General features: G+C 57.8%; 14 protein-coding genes and 1 pseudogene. 14 read left to right on the plus strand and 1 reads right to left on the minus strand.

What is annotated here, in order from left to right; genetic code table 11:
- A pseudogene (locus tag BFP70_RS00595) lies at window positions 1-332 on the plus strand (aldehyde dehydrogenase (NADP(+))); the annotation flags it as partial.
- Window positions 333-344: 12 nt separating this feature from the next.
- Window positions 345-1,055, plus strand: coding sequence for a ribonuclease activity regulator RraA (locus BFP70_RS00600; RefSeq protein ID WP_066009134.1), 711 nt, complete (start codon window positions 345-347; stop codon window positions 1,053-1,055).
- A 32-nt stretch (window positions 1,056-1,087) separates the two neighbouring features.
- Here BFP70_RS00600 and BFP70_RS00605 read toward each other — a convergent pair whose 3' ends face one another.
- Complete coding sequence (locus BFP70_RS00605) at window positions 1,088-2,038, minus strand: LysR substrate-binding domain-containing protein (protein WP_176715459.1); 951 nt, start codon at window positions 2,036-2,038, stop codon at window positions 1,088-1,090.
- A 137-nt stretch (window positions 2,039-2,175) separates the two neighbouring features.
- Between BFP70_RS00605 and BFP70_RS00610 the strand changes: the two genes are divergently transcribed.
- From BFP70_RS00610 to dps, 12 genes are all read left to right on the plus strand, one after another.
- A complete protein-coding gene (locus BFP70_RS00610) occupies window positions 2,176-3,057 on the plus strand; it encodes a DMT family transporter (RefSeq protein ID WP_066009137.1) in 882 nt (293 codons plus the stop codon).
- Window positions 3,058-3,249: 192 nt separating this feature from the next.
- Window positions 3,250-4,749, plus strand: a complete 1,500-nt coding sequence (locus tag BFP70_RS00615; protein ID WP_066009139.1) for an ABC transporter substrate-binding protein — start codon at window positions 3,250-3,252, stop codon at window positions 4,747-4,749.
- Window positions 4,750-4,832: 83 nt separating this feature from the next.
- Window positions 4,833-5,747: an ABC transporter permease gene (locus BFP70_RS00620; protein WP_066009141.1), complete on the plus strand. Its 915-nt coding sequence runs from the start codon at window positions 4,833-4,835 to the stop codon at window positions 5,745-5,747.
- A gap of 4 nt (window positions 5,748-5,751) precedes the next feature.
- Window positions 5,752-6,684, plus strand: a complete 933-nt coding sequence (locus BFP70_RS00625) for an ABC transporter permease (protein ID WP_176715460.1) — start codon at window positions 5,752-5,754, stop codon at window positions 6,682-6,684.
- On the plus strand, window positions 6,677-8,311 hold the full coding sequence (locus tag BFP70_RS00630; RefSeq protein ID WP_255356543.1) for an ABC transporter ATP-binding protein: 1,635 nt from the start codon (window positions 6,677-6,679) through the stop codon (window positions 8,309-8,311). Before BFP70_RS00625 ends, BFP70_RS00630 begins: the two co-directional genes overlap by 8 nt.
- Window positions 8,311-9,285: a 2-hydroxyacid dehydrogenase gene (locus tag BFP70_RS00635; RefSeq protein ID WP_066009144.1), complete on the plus strand. Its 975-nt coding sequence runs from the start codon at window positions 8,311-8,313 to the stop codon at window positions 9,283-9,285. Before BFP70_RS00630 ends, BFP70_RS00635 begins: the two co-directional genes overlap by 1 nt.
- Window position 9,286: 1 nt before the next feature.
- Complete coding sequence (locus tag BFP70_RS00640) at window positions 9,287-10,318, plus strand: DUF475 domain-containing protein (protein ID WP_066009146.1); 1,032 nt, start codon at window positions 9,287-9,289, stop codon at window positions 10,316-10,318.
- Window positions 10,319-10,385: 67 nt separating this feature from the next.
- Window positions 10,386-11,075, plus strand: coding sequence for an SDR family NAD(P)-dependent oxidoreductase (locus BFP70_RS00645; RefSeq protein WP_066009148.1), 690 nt, complete (start codon window positions 10,386-10,388; stop codon window positions 11,073-11,075).
- Between the two features lie 36 nt (window positions 11,076-11,111).
- Window positions 11,112-12,047, plus strand: a complete 936-nt coding sequence (locus tag BFP70_RS00650; RefSeq protein WP_066009149.1) for a 2-hydroxyacid dehydrogenase — start codon at window positions 11,112-11,114, stop codon at window positions 12,045-12,047.
- 118 nt (window positions 12,048-12,165) lie between these two features.
- On the plus strand, window positions 12,166-12,897 hold the full coding sequence (locus tag BFP70_RS00655) for a FadR/GntR family transcriptional regulator (protein WP_066009151.1): 732 nt from the start codon (window positions 12,166-12,168) through the stop codon (window positions 12,895-12,897).
- Between the two features lie 80 nt (window positions 12,898-12,977).
- A complete protein-coding gene (locus BFP70_RS00660) occupies window positions 12,978-14,162 on the plus strand; it encodes an exo-alpha-sialidase (RefSeq protein WP_066009152.1) in 1,185 nt (394 codons plus the stop codon).
- Window positions 14,163-14,420: 258 nt separating this feature from the next.
- Entirely contained in the window at window positions 14,421-14,918 is a 498-nt protein-coding gene (gene dps / locus BFP70_RS00665; RefSeq protein WP_066009153.1) for a DNA starvation/stationary phase protection protein Dps, read from the plus strand.
- The last annotated feature ends 207 nt before the right edge of the window (window positions 14,919-15,125 follow it).

Here is a 15,125-nt window from a genome sequence, read left to right on the forward strand (position 1 = left end):
GTCTGGTTGTGCGGGTGGATAGCGCCGATCAGATGATCGCATTGGCAAAGGGGTTTGAAGGCCAGCTGACCGCGACGATGCATCTGGATGATGGCGATGCGGACCTGGGCCGGCGCCTGCTGCCGGTGCTGGAACGTAAGGCGGGCCGGGTGATGGCAAATGGCTTCCCGACCGGTGTGGAAGTGTCAGATACGATGGTGCATGGCGGACCCTATCCGGCGTCAACCAATTTCGGCGCGACCTCGGTCGGTACCCTGTCGATCCGCCGCTTCCTGCGCCCCGTATGTTACCAAAACATCCCCAATGGCGTCTTGCCCGGGGACATCGCCTGAGGAGGGGTGACGATGAAAGAGGAAACTCGTGAAAAGCTGATGGGTGTATCGGTGGCGACATTGGCGACCGCACTGTTCAAACGCGGGCTGCGCAATCAGGTGATCCAGGGCGTGCATCCGCTTGGTTGGAAGGGGAAGAACATGGTTGGCCCGGCCTTCACCCTGCGCTATATCCCCGCGCGCGAAGACCGTAACCCTTTGACAGCCTTTCGTGATCCGCAACATCCGCAGCGGGTCGCGATTGAAACCTGCCCGCCGGGATCGGTGATGGTGATGGACAGTCGCAAACAGGCGGATGCGGCCTCGGCAGGGGATATTTTGATCACCCGTCTGATGGTGCGCGGTGGTGTGGGCGTGGTGACGGATGGTGGTTTCCGCGATGCGGCCGTGATCGCACAGCTGGATATTCCGGCCTATCATACGCGCCCATCCAGCCCGACGAACCTGACCAATAATGAGGCGATCGCCATCAATGAGCCGATCGGCTGCGGCGACGCGCCGGTGTTCCCGGGCGATATCATCGTGGGGGACGCGGATTGTGTGATCGTCATCCCCGCGGATATTGCCGATGAGATCGCGGATGAGGGCGTTGAGATGACCGCCTTTGAAGATTTTGTCGTAGAGCGGGTGAAGGATGGCACGCCGATTATCGGCCTGTATCCGTGCACCAAAGATGCACATATGGAGGCGTTTAAACTGTGGCGCAAAGAGCGTAATCGTTAAGGCGCAAGCGGCCCGCCTTGACGCGGGCCGTTTTACAACTTTGGCAGGGTTTCGCCCTGAAACTCTGCGCGGATGATTTTGGCCACGGCCGCAACAATGGGTTCGGGATCTTTTGGTCGCATTGCAAGATACAGATCCGAATGCAGTGCGTTGCGATCCAGCCCGATGTCGCGGAACACCACATTGGGCAGCCCGATTTGGCGGCTGGAACGCGGAACCAGCGCGATGCCGATCCCGGCATTCACGAGTGACAGAACAGTGTGGCGTTGGGCGACGGTGAAAACCTCATTCGGGGTGACGCCATGCGCCTTGAGATAGCCTTGAACCACCTCGGCTAGGAACCCACCGCGTTCAGTAGAATATCCAATGAAATCATACCCATGAAGATTTTCCACCGTGATGGTTTCCAACTTAAGGATCGGATGGTCCTGGGGCGCGACCAGATCGAAAGGTTCGCTCCATAGTTTTTCAATTGGCAGGTTTGGGCTGTCGCGTGGCAGACGTAAAATTGCGAAATCCAGGCTGCCCGCTTGCAGGGATTCTGTTGCCTCAACCGTCATGACCTCGCGCAGGGTCAGCAATACATCAGGGAGTTCGCGGCGTAGGCGCAGCGCGATTCGGGGAATGACCTCGACGCAGGCGGAGGGGACAAAGCCGATCTCGACAGAGCCGGCGGCGCCGCGCGCCGCCTGACGGGCTGCCAATACCGCGCTTTCGGTGCGGGTGAGGATGTCAGCCGCATCCATCAACAGGCGTTTGCCGGCCGCGGTCAGCCGGACAGCGCGGTTGCTTCGGTCAAATAATGCCGTGCCAAGTGCATGTTCCAAAAGCGCAATATGGCGCGATAGGGGGGGTTGTGTCATGTTCAGCCGTTTCGCAGCGCGGCGGAAGTTCAGCTCTTCTGCGACGGCGACGAAATAGCGCAATTGGGTCAGTTCGATCCGTTGGCCGTTCATGCTGATCCTTTCGGGTGATGTTGTCATGTCGTTTTTCATCAACGATGACGGGAATCATATAAACCATAGTAACGCATTGTTTTATATACGATAAGTAATTTTAAATTACATGTTTACAAGGTTGTCATGTTCGCGCAGGATGGAAAAGAGATTGGGAGGTCTGAATGTGGAAGCTCGGGGCGGTTGCGATCATGTCGCTCGTGGCATTGGGGGGCGCGGTTGACGCGGCCATTGTGCGGTCGCTTGCGGGGGAGGTGCATCCGCTAATGCTGGGCTTCACCCGGGCGCTGTTTGGGTTGATCGCCCTGCTGCCGTGGATCGCGCGCCGTCCGGGGATGCTGCGCACCCAAGCGCGTTTCGGCCATGTGCTGCGCGCCGGGCTGAAATTGGGATCGTTGGTGGCGATGTTTGCCGCATTGCAGGCTGCGCCTTTGGCCACAGTGACCGCGATTGGATTCGCAGCGCCGGTGTTTGTAACCCTGGGCGCGTGGCTGATCCTGTCCGAAGTGCCGGGACGGTTGCGGCTGTTGGGTATGGCCTTGGGGTTCATCGGGGTGATCTGCATTTTATCGCCCGCGATGGCGCCGGGGGCGGGCGGACCGTTGATGTTGGCCCTGTTGGGCGCAGTGTTGACGGCCACGATTCAGTTGATGCTGAAGGTCATGGGCCGTTCAGAGGGCGCCGAGACATTGGTGGCGTGGAACCTGATCATCAGCGTGCCTTTGGCCCTGATCCCGGCGATTTTGGTATGGAGCTGGCCAAGCCCTTGGCAATGGGGGCTTTTGGCACTGCAAGGGGCGATTGGCGCGCTGTCGCAGCTGGGGGTCACGCGGGCATTTCAGCTGGCCGATGCGTCGCTGGTGGCGCCGGTGGACTTCTTGCGATTGCCGCTTGTGGCGCTGGTGGGATGGGGGCTGTTTGCGCAGCTTCCACCGCTGTCGACATGGGTTGGTTCAGTGTTGATTTTCGGGGCAATCATCGCATTGGCCCGCAGCGCAACCGGGCGCAAGCCCGAAGCAACGGAGGTGATACGCGAAACAGTGTGAGTGATATCGAAACGGTATCATTATGCATCAGATTAGGTTGGACTGATAGGTAAAGGTCCGTAAACTTGTGGTTGACCCGACCGAGGAGGGTGACCGTGTTTCTGGGGAGGAATGCGGCAGGGTCAGTCAATATCCGGCACGACGACCTAGGCCGGTAAAACGACGTCGTCATGTTTTTTGGGAGGAAAATCAATGAACTATCGTAATGTCCTGCTTGGCGGGGTTGCTGCGCTATGCCTATATGGCCCGGCGATGGCGGCGGATACAGATGTCACGATTGTGCTGAATGAGGAGCTGGAAACGGTTGAGCCATGCATGTCGTCGCAATCGAATATCGGTCGTGTTTTGCTGCAAAATATTTCGGAGACGATGACCGAGCTGAACCCTGAAGACGGCTCTTTGATGCCGCGCCTGGCCGATAGCTGGGAAGATAGGGGCAACGGCACATGGCGGTTTCACCTGCATGAAGGGGTGACGTTTTCAGATGGGTCCACGCTGGATGCGGCTGACATCAAACATTCGATTGAACGCACACTTTCGCCGGATCTGACCTGTGAAATCGGTGCGAAATATTTTGGCGGAATGACGATTACGCCAACCGTAGTGGACGATCTGACGATTGATGTGACATCGGATCCTGCGCAGCCGATTTTGCCCTTGCTGATGTCCACGATGACCATTGTACCAGCCGAGACTCCGATGGAGTTCACCCGCAGCCCTGTTGGCACCGGCCCCTATGCCATGACCGCCTGGAACCCGGGTCAGAACATCATTTTAGACCGCCGTGACGATTATTGGGGCGATCAGCCTGCAGTGACCAAGGCGACCTATCTGTTCCGTTCAGATGACGCAGTGCGTGCGGCGATGGTGGCAACGGGAGAGGCCGATATTTCGCCGCTTATCAACCAGATTGACGCCACCAACGCGGATACGGATTTCGCCTATCCGAACTCTGAAACAACGTATCTTCGGTTGGACAGCTCTATCGCGCCTCTGGATGACATTCGGGTGCGTCAGGCGCTGAATATGGCGGTGGACCGGGAAGCGTTCCTGGGGACATTGGTGCCAGAGGATGCGCAAATTGCGACCCATATGACGGTGCCAACCACATTGGGCGCAGATCAGGACCTGTCGGTGCCTGCCTATGACCCCGAAGGCGCCAAAGCGCTGTTGGAGGAGGCCAAGGCCGATGGCGTCGCCGTGGATACCGAGATTTTGCTGCTGGGGCGTTTGGGGAACTTCCCGAATGTGACCGAGGTCATGGAGGCGCTGCATGGGATGTTCACCGACGCCGGGTTTAATGTGAAACTGCAGATGGTCGAAGTGGCGGAATGGGTCAAATACTATTCAAAACCCTATGCCGCGCAGCCGGTGCCGTCGATGGTTCAGGCGATGCATGATAACAACCGCGGTGATCCCGTTTTCTCGATGTATTTCAAATATGCCTGCGAGGGTTTGCAATCGGGTATCTGCGATCCTGATCTGGATAAGGCGATTGCCGATGCTACGGCAACCGCGGGTGATGGCCGCGGCCCGGCGTGGGCGAAAGCCTTTGAAATTGCGCATGATCTTTCGGCCGATGTGTTCTTATTCCACATGGTTGGCTTTAGCCGCGTAAGTGAGCGATTGGACTTTATACCGTCCATCGCGACCAACTCCGAGCTGCAGCTGTCGCAGATCAAGTTCAATTAAGGCCCGCAGGGTTAGCTGGGGCGCGCGCTTTGTGATGTCGTCGCGCCCCATGTCCACCGCCCCTTTCAATTCGGAGCTCAGCCATGCAGTCATTTTTGACAAAACGTGCGATCTCCAGCGGCGTATCGCTGCTGTTGCTGATCGTTGCGGTGTTCTTTCTGTCGCGCCTGACCGGTGATCCGACGGATCTGTATTTGCCCGTCGATGCCAGCGCCGAAGCGCGTGAAAACTTTCGTGAATTGCATGGGTTGAACGATCCGCTGATCGTGCAATTCGGCCATTATGTGGCGGATCTGGTGCGGTTGGATTTCGGGGAGTCTATCCGCCGCGCGCGCCCTGCATTAGAAGTGGTGATCGAGGCCTTTGTCTGGACGTTCCAATTGGCAGTGATCACCATGGCCATCGTGTCGGCGGCGGCTGTATCATTGGGTGCATTGGCGGCATTTCATGTGGGCGGCGCTTTTGACCGTATCGCAACGTTCTTTTCACTGATCGGGGCAAGCGCGCCGGATTTCTGGATCGCCATTGTGGCGATTGTGGTGTTTGCCGTCGGGTTTGGTTGGGTGCCGACATCTGGCACGGGCACGGTCTGGCATTGGATTTTGCCCATTGGCGTATTGTTTATTCGCCCGTTCGGATTGATTTTGCAGGTTGTGCGCGGGTCGATGATTTCGGCGCTGGGTTCGGCCTATGTGAAAACCGCACGCGCCAAGGGCGTCACGCCAAAGAAAACGATATTCGTCCATGCGCTGCGCAATGCGATGTTGCCGGTGATCACGGTGATCGGCGATCAGGCCGCGGCGCTGTTAAACGGGGCGGTGATCGTTGAAACGATTTTTGGGTTCCCCGGCGTTGGCAAGTTGATGATTGATTCCATCTTGCAGCGCGATTTCTCGGTGGTGCTGGCCGCGATCATGGTCACGGCGCTTGCCATCTTCCTTATGAACATCCTGATCGACCTCGCGTATGCGGCGCTCGATCCGCGTATCCGGTATTGAGATCATGGCTATGACAGAAACCCAGACCGAAGCGGTTCCCAAAACCAAAGAGCCGGGAAAATTCATCACCATCTTGCGCCTGCTGTGGGCGGATAAGGTGGCAACCACGGCGGCGATCTTTGTGCTGATCGTCATTGGTTGCGCGATCCTTGGGCCGATCTTGTTGGATGGCGTGGCTACAAAGGCCAATTTGCGCGGGCGCAACGCGCCGCCGTTTGATTTGTCGAAAGGGTTCTTAATGATCCTTGGCGGCGATCAGCTGGGGCGGCCGTTGCTGGCGCGGATCATCGTGGCCTCTGGCAATACGATTGCAGTGGCCACCGGGGCTGTGGTTGCCTCGATGATCGTGGGGTCGTCGCTGGGGCTGATTGCGGGCTATTCGCGCGGGCGGCTTGGGCAGGTGATACCGCGCCTTGCGGATGTGATCATGTCCTTTCCGTCGCTGCTATTGGCGGTGATTGTGCTGTATATGTTGGCGCCGTCGGTAGGCAATATCGTGTTGGTTTTGGCCATCACGCGCATCCCGATCTATCTGCGCACGACCCGCGCTGAGGTGCTGGAAATCCGTGAACGGATGTTTGTGCAGGCGGCGCAGGTGATGGGGGCGTCAACGGGGCGGATCATTTTTCGCCATATCATGCCGATGATTTTGCCAACATTGCTGACCATCGCCACATTGGACTTTGCCTTTGTCATGCTGGCGGAATCGTCGCTGTCCTTTCTGGGGATTGGTATTCAACCGCCTGAAATCACCTGGGGTCTGATGGTGGCACAGGGCCGTCCCTATCTGACCAGCGCGTGGTGGCTGTCGTTCTGGCCGGGGTTGGCAATCATCTTGACCACGCTGTCGCTAAACCTTTTGTCGAATTGGATGCGCGTCGCGCTGGACCCGACGCAAAGATGGCGTCTGGAAATTGGAGGTAAGAAAAATGGCTGATCGCGATATGCAAGGCCCGTTGCTGCAGGTGCAGAACCTGACGGTGACGTTTCAAACCGCACGCGGGCCGGTTCATGCGGTGCGCAACGTCAGTTGGCATATTGATCGGGGTGAGGTCTTGGCGATCTTGGGCGAATCCGGTTCTGGAAAATCGGTTTCGGCGTCGGCGGTGATGGATCTGATTGACTGTCCGCCCGGGATTATCGAAACCGGAGAAATCTTCTATCAAGGCCGCGATTTGTTGAAAATGTCACGCGGGCTACGCCGAACGATCAATGGCAAGAAGATCGCGATGATTTTTCAAGATCCACTGGCGCATCTGAACCCGGTTTATACCGTGGGCTGGCAGATCGAAGAAGCAATGACCATTCACGGTATGGCGCAATCCAAGGCACAGGCTGAAACGCTGAGGCTGTTGCGCAAGGTGGGGCTGCCTGATGCCGAAGTGGCAGCGGCAAAATATCCGCATGAATTTTCCGGCGGCCAGCGGCAGCGTTTGATGATTGCGATGGCGCTGGCGTTGAAGCCCGATGTGTTGATCGCGGATGAGCCTACGACGGCATTGGATGTCACTGTGCAGGCGCAAATTTTGCAATTGCTGCAAGAGCTTCAGGCGGAAACCGGCATGGCGCTTTTGATCATTACCCATGATCTGGGTGTGGTGGCAGAGGTGGCCGACCGTGTGGTCGTGATGAATAAGGGCGAGATTGTTGAACAAGGCACGGCGGCGGCGGTCTATGCCAATCCACAACATCCCTATACCAAGCGGCTGATGGCGGCGGCACCGGGCCAGGGCGCGCTGCATGAGGGGGAGCAATCCTCCCCCATCCTGGAGCTGAAAGACCTGCGCAAATCCTATGGTGCGTTTGAGGCGCTGAAAGGGGTATCATATGTCCTGCATGAGGGCGAGACGCTGGCGATTGTGGGCGAATCCGGTTCGGGGAAATCCACCACGGCGCGGCTGATGCTGCGGCTGGAAAAGGCGACCTCTGGTCAGGCGATTTACAAAGGCCGCGATCTGTTTACCCTTTCGGACCAAGAGCTTTTCCGCATGCGTCGTGATATTCAGATGGTGTTCCAGGACCCGACGCAAAGTCTGAACCCGCGAATGACGGTTTATCAGCTGATTTCAGAAGCCTGGGCGATCCATTCGGATATTTTGCCCAAAACCAGATGGAAGTCGCGCGTGGCCGAGCTGCTGGATCAGGTTGGGCTTCATTCGGAACATATGCACCGCTACCCGCATCAATTTTCGGGTGGACAGCGGCAGCGGATTGCGATTGCCCGCGCATTGGCCTTGGAGCCGCGCGTGATCGTCTGCGATGAAGCCGTTTCGGCATTGGATGTGCAGGTGCAAGGGCAGGTGATTGCGCTGCTGGATCGGCTGAAGGCTGAATATGGTCTCAGCTATATCTTCATTGCGCATGATTTGCCCGTTGTGCGAGATTTCGCTGACCGTGTAGTGGTTATGCAAGGGGGCAGGATTGTCGAACAGGGTCCGGTGCGCCAGATATTTGAACACCCGAGAGAGCGATATACGCGTGACCTTCTGGCCGCGTCGCTGGACCCGGATCCCGAAATCCAGGCCCGCCGGCGTGCGGCGCGGCTGGGCAAAGAGGTGGCATAATGACCAAGCCTGATGTGATGATGCTTTATCCGATGCGACCCAAGGCGATGGCGCAGCTTGAGCAGGCCTATACGCTGCACCGCTGGGATTTGGCACAAGACAAGCCTGCATTCGTTGCACAATACGGGCCCGGATGCCGGGCCATTGCCACCAATGGGCATGCGCCTGTCACCGCGGACATGATTGCAGCGATGCCGGATTTGGAATTGGTGGCCTGCTCGTCAGCGGGGTTTGAAAGCTTTGATCTGACAGCTATGGCGCAACGGGGTATTGCGCTGACCAATTCCTCTACCGCGCTTTGCGATGATGTGGCCGATTGCGCGATTATGCTGCTGCTGTCTGCGCGTCGCGGGATGGTTGCCGGGGAGGCGCATGTGCGCTCTGGCCTGTGGGCTGAAACCGGGCCGATGCCCTTGCAAACCAGCCTGAAAGGTCAGTCGACCGGGATCGTCGGTTTGGGCACGATTGGGCAGGCCATTGCCAAACGCGCCGAAGCCATGGGCCAATTGGTGCGTTATTGGAACCGACGCCCCAAAGATGTGGCATGGGAATTTCAGCCCGATCTGGCGGCGCTGGCACGACAATCGGACAATTTGATTGTGATCGTAGCGGGCGGTGACGGCACGCGCCATCTGATCGATGCACAGGTGATGGAGGCGCTGGGCCCGCAGGGACTGTTGATCAATGTCGCGCGCGGATCTGTGGTGGATGAGGATGCGTTGATTTCGGCATTGCAAGACGGGCGGTTGGGGCAGGCGGCGCTGGATGTTTATGCCAGTGAACCCAATGCGAACCCGGCGCTGACCGCGCTGCCCAATGTAACGTTATACCCGCATCACGCATCGGGGACGGTGCAGACGCGCGATGCGATGGCACAATTGGTGGTGGACAATATCGCAGCGCTTTTGGCGGGCGAGGATTTGATCACGCCGGTCGATTTGGCAGGCTACCTGCCACAAAAAGAAAGCGTATAAGATGTTGCGATATTTCGGATGGGCCTATGCGTTCACCGCAGCGGGTCTGCTGGGGGCGTTCTGGCTTGGCTGGTCCTATAGTGGGACAATGTCAGGGGCGCTTTCCTTTCTGATGATTGGCGTAATTTTGGCCGTGCTGGAGATTTCGCTGTCCTTCGACAATGCCATCGTTAACGCCAATAAACTGGAACAGATGACGCCCGTCTGGCGGCACCGGTTTCTGACATGGGGGATCATTATCGCGGTTTTTGGAATGCGGATCATCTTTCCGCTGCTTGTGGTCGTGGTTGCGGCGCGCATCGGCCCGATTGAAGCGATCCGTCTGGCCGCAACGGACCCAGAGCAATATGCCCAGATCATCCACGGCGCGCATCTGTCGATCGCCGCCTTTGGCGGGGCGTTTTTGATGATGGTCGCGTTGAGCTATTTCGTGGATGCGGAAAAGGATGTGGATTGGATCAGCGGGATTGAGCGCAGCCTGCGCCGGTTTGGCGCGATCAAAGGGACAGAGATCGCGCTGGTGCTTTTGGTTATGCTTGGGTTTTCCTCGGCCCTGCCCGAGGCGCAACGCGGCACGTTTTTATACGCATCGGTCTTTGGTCTGATCGTGTTTTTGGGGGTGGAGCTGCTGGGGCAGATTCTGGACCGCTCGGATGCGACCGGGCAGGTGGCACGTGGCGGCCTTGGGGCGTTTTTATATCTGGAGGTGCTGGACGCCAGCTTTAGCTTTGACGGGGTGATCGGGGCCTTTGCGCTGACGCAGAACCTGTTCTTGATTGCTATTGGGTTGGGAATTGGGGCGATGTATGTGCGGTCGATGACCATCATGTTGGTCGAGCGCAAGACCTTGACCGAATTCCGGTATCTGGAACACGGTGCGTTTTGGTCCATCCTGGTGCTGTCGGTGATCATGTTTGCGCAGACATTGGTGCATATACCAGAGGTGGTAACGGGGCTGCTTGGGGCGGGATTCATCGGTTTGTCGCTGCTGTCGTCACTGCGCTATAACCGCTTGGTTGATCATAAGTTATAACAAAAACAATGTGTTGTATTATCTTGGCGCCGTGTCTTGATGCGGTGAACGGGACAGGTCTGTTCACATGACGGAAGGGTATATCATGGGCCATGCGATTATTACCGGCACCAGTTCAGGCATCGGACAGGTGCTGGCACAGCGGTTGCTGGAGCAGGGTTGGTCCGTCACCGGTCTGGCGCGACGGGACCCTGATCTGGGGCGGCGATATCGGCATATTTCGGTGGATTTGGACGATGAAGAAGCGCTGGGCGCGGTCTTGCACGATTTGCCTGAAAGCGATGCGCTGATCCATGCGGCCGGGCTGTTGCGGGTGGGGAGACATGACGGATTCAACCATGATGACGGCGCGCAGATGTGGCGGTTGCATGTGGATGTGGCCGCGCGGTTGATCGGCGCACAGGTACCAAAGATGCGCGACGGTGCCCGGATCGTGGTGATCGGGTCACGGGTGGCCGGGGGTGCCGCAGGTCGCGGGCTATATGCGGCATCGAAGGCGGCGCTGTCAGGGCTGGTCCGTTCGGTCGCGGCCGAGCTGGCGCCGCGTGGGATTACGGTGAATATCGTGGCGCCGGGGGCCACTGATACGCCGATGCTGCGCGATCCGGCGCGCGCAGCGCAACGGCCGAAATGCCCGCCGATTGGCCGGATGGTGCGGCCAGAGGAGGTGGCCGGAACGGTGGCATTTTTGCTGTCGCCGGATGCGGGCGCGATCACCGGACAAACGATCATCATCTGCGGTGGTGGCTCGTTATGACAGACAGTATGCGATTTTATGGACAAGGGGCCTAACATGCCAAAAATTGCCATTTTGGAATATTTTGATGCGCAAACGCGGCCACGGCTGCAACAGTTGGTTGGGCCAGAGCAAGAGCTGTTGTTCTGTGCTTCCAACGATGATCGTGACAGGATCGCGATTTTGCCACAGGCGGAATATGCGCTGGTGCGGGCGGTGAAAATGCCTGCTGCGTTTTTGGATCATGCGCCCAGCCTGCGGATGATCCATCAATGGGGCACCGGCACGGATGGGATACCGATTGCACAGGCCCGCGCACGCGGTATCACAATTGCCCGCAGCCCGGGTGTGAATGCGCCCTCGGTTGCGGATCTGACGGTGGCGCTGATGCTGGCGGCGCTGCGCCGGGTTGTCACGGGTGACAGGTTGATCCGCGACGGCGGCTGGGCCGAACCCAACCTGTATGAGATCGGCCGGGATCTGACGGGCCGCGTGGTCGGGCTGGTGGGCTATGGGGCGATTGCGCAGCAGGTTGAAAAACGTCTGCGCGGCTTTGAATGCGAGGTGCTGCACAACCGTGCATCTGGCGGGGCGGGGTCAATCCCATTTGAGGATCTGATCCGTAGGTCAGAGGTGATCAGCCTTCACGCGCCCTCAACCCCGCAGACCCGCGGGTTGATTAACGCGCGGGTTCTGGCCGCGATGCGCCCGGGGGCTGTGTTGATCAACACCGCGCGGGGCGACTTGATTGACGAAGCCGCGTTGGTGGCCGCGTTGCATTCTGGCCAATTGGCAGCGGCGGGGTTGGATGCGTTTGACCCAGAGCCGCTGCGCCCGGATGCACCGATCCGGCAGGCCCCCAACACCGTCCTTTCGGCCCACTCCGGTGGGCGCACGCGGGATAATTTTGCGCGGATTGTACAGCATTGGTCCGGTAACATCAGCCGCCACGCCAGCGGCGGCGTGATTGATCCGGCCTATTTGGTGACCTAGTATGGCTGTGGCACGATCCCATCAGGACGATCACGCTTATCTCCTGCCAAGTTGACAAGATTTGCCAAGCGAGGTCGGGCAGGTTACTCAGGACGCGATATTGGCAGGAGACTTGAAGATGGATGATCAGACGCGCCCAAAGACCACATTGGCCGAACGGGTGTATCAGCTGTTGTTCACGCGGATTACCAATGGTGAATATCCTGCCAATCAGAAATTGCCGGCCGAGAATGCGCTTAGCCAGGAGTTCGGCGTGTCGCGCCCGGTTTTGCGCGCCGCGCTGGATCGTTTGCGCGAAGAGGGGCTGATTTTTTCTCGGCAGGGCGCCGGCAGTTTTGTGCGCATTCCGGTGACGGCACCTGTGGGCTATGCGCGGGTGGAAACATTGGCGGATATTCAGCGCTGTTATGAATTTCGGATCGTGTTGGAAACCCAAGCCGCAGAGCTGGCGGCAGAGCGCCATAACGCCACGGCGCTGCAGAAAATTGCAGCGGCGCTGGATTTGCTGCGTGATGCAACCGGGTCAATGCAGCATCGTGAAGATGCTGATTTCGCGTTTCATCTGGCGATTTCGCAGGCGTCCAATAATCAATATTTTGAGGCAACGATGCGGGCGCTGCGCGATCACATCAATGTCGGGATGAAAATGCACGGGCAGTCCCTAATGTCGGATGGGGCGAAGGGGTTGCAAGACGTGTTGGACGAACATAGCGCAATCTATTCCCAGATTGCCGCAGGCAATGGCGCTGAGGCGGCGACGCTGATGCGCGGCCATTTGGAGCATTCGCGTGATCGGCTGTTTGGCGGCGGCTTCATTGATTTGCGGATGGGGCAATCGCGCGACATGTGACGATTTTCGCATAACAAGTTTACAGATATATTGACATGTTGGTGCGCGCCGGGTCTACTCCTATTAAAGGGGAGGATTCCATGCGTGTTGAACAGATCGCTGCGGCGATGTCCGGGCAGCTTCATCCGGTGTTAGCGGGACGGGAGGAGGCGCTTTTGCCATCGCCTGCCGATCAAAACCATGCCAGCTTTTTGCACGAATTGTCGGATGGGGCGGTGGTCTGTGCCTGGTTTGGGGGTTCGTTAGAGGGCAAATCGGATATTGCAATCCGGGCCGCGATTTTACCCCGCGGGTCCGAGAGATGGGGGCCAACCAGCACGCTTAGCGGCGATCCCGGACGATCTGAGCAAAACCCGGTGATCTTTACCTGCCCGGAGGGGGGGCTCTATCTGATCCACACCGCGCAGCCGCATGGCAATCAAGATGAATGCCTGATCCGGATGGCGCAGCTGTCGCGTGATGGCGCGCAGCTGTCGGTGGTTTCTGATCGGTATCTGGATCTGCCGCGGGGCTGTTTCGTGCGCGCGCCGATGCAAATCCTGGACGGCGAAGCATGGATGTTGCCGCTGTTTCGTTGCACATCGCGCCCGGGGCAAAAATGGACCGGCAGCCATGATGTGGCCGCCTATGGTCTTAGCACGGATAACGGTCAGACCTGGGCTTATCATGAGGTTCCGCTCTCTACCGGTTCGGTGCATATGTGCCCGATTGATCTGGGATCACAGTTGGCGGCATTCTACCGGCGCAGGCAGGCGGATCGCGTGCACCGGTCCATAAGCACGGATGGTGGCCGCACATGGTCTGCACCAGCCCCAACCGATGTGCCCAACAATAACTCGTCCATTGCGGTGACGGTTTTGGCGGACGGGAATGTGGCGATGATCTGCAACCCGGTGGATGCGACAATGTCAGCCGCGCGGCGCGCATCCTTATATGATGAACTGGGTGAAGAAGATGATCGTCCCGATGCCGATACCGCAGGGGGCTGTGTGCCAATTTGGGGCGTTCCGCGTGCGCCGGTGGCGCTGTGCCTGTCACATGATGGCGGGCAAAGTTTTCCGCTGCGTTTCCTGATCGAGGATGGAGATGGGCTCTGCCTAAGCAATAACTCCCTTGATGGACAGAACCGTGAGATGTCCTATCCGTGGGTCTTGGAAGGGCGCGATGGTGCGTTGCACCTTAGCTATACATTCCACCGACGTGCGATCAAACATGTGCGCCTGGCACCCGGTTGGCGAGAGCGCTTGCCGCAGTTGCCACTATAAAGCGCCGTGTTTCACCTGTGCCCTTGGCGTGTTTGACTATGTGTATTCCCCGGGGGGAAGGCCAGCGTGCCCCATCATGTGTCGTTTACAAAGAGCATGGCCGGGCATCGGTCATGCGGGCTGAAACCGGGCGGGCTGAATTTTATAAAATTTGTGGGAACGCACTGCGCGGCGGCTGCGTTGAACCTGTGAAAGCCGGGGCGCCTTGGGTCCGGCCCAAGATGTAGCCCTGACCCCACATATTTGACGGAGAGAGTCATGAAAGATTTTGCTACACACGAACGCTTTGCCTCCGGTCTGTCTGATGAAGCCGCGAATGCTTCGGTTGAAGTGCTGAATAAGAACCTGCCATTGGTCATCGATCTGGAGCTATCGGTAAAACAGGCGCATTGGACGCTGCGTGGAACGAATTATATCGGTGTGCATGAATTACTGGACACCACAGCCGGAAATCTACGCGAAGTGCTTGATACGATCGCAGAGCGCACAGTGATCCTTGGTGGCGTGCCAAATGGCGTGTCACAACATGTTGCCAGCGCAACGAGCCTGCCTGAATACCCTGTCAAGATTGCATCGGTACAAGAACATGTCCGCGAATTGACGGATCGCTATAAGATCGTCGCAGCCTCTTTGCGCGAGGCTATCACGGTTGCCGGTGATGCCGGGGACGAGGACACGGCCGATCTGTTCACTGAAGCCAGCCGGATCATTGATAAAGATACATGGTTCATCGGCTCGAATCTCGAAACGAATTAAGTTTACTGCCGACTTCCTGTTGGACCAACTGACCCGCCCTTGTGGCGGGTCTTTTTCATAATGTTGCGTGCTGGCTTATGTGTTGGTGTTGGTTTTTGTATTATTTTTGTTTGAGGATTCGGGTTTCTGCGCGTTTTTCTTGTATTTTTTCATGATTTTTGCGATTTCTGCGCGTTTTTGTTTAGTTTGAGTGTTTATTTTGGTTTG

It is taken from the genome of Thioclava sp. SK-1 (genome assembly GCF_001705665.1).
Taxonomy (GTDB): Bacteria; Pseudomonadota; Alphaproteobacteria; order Rhodobacterales; family Rhodobacteraceae; genus Thioclava.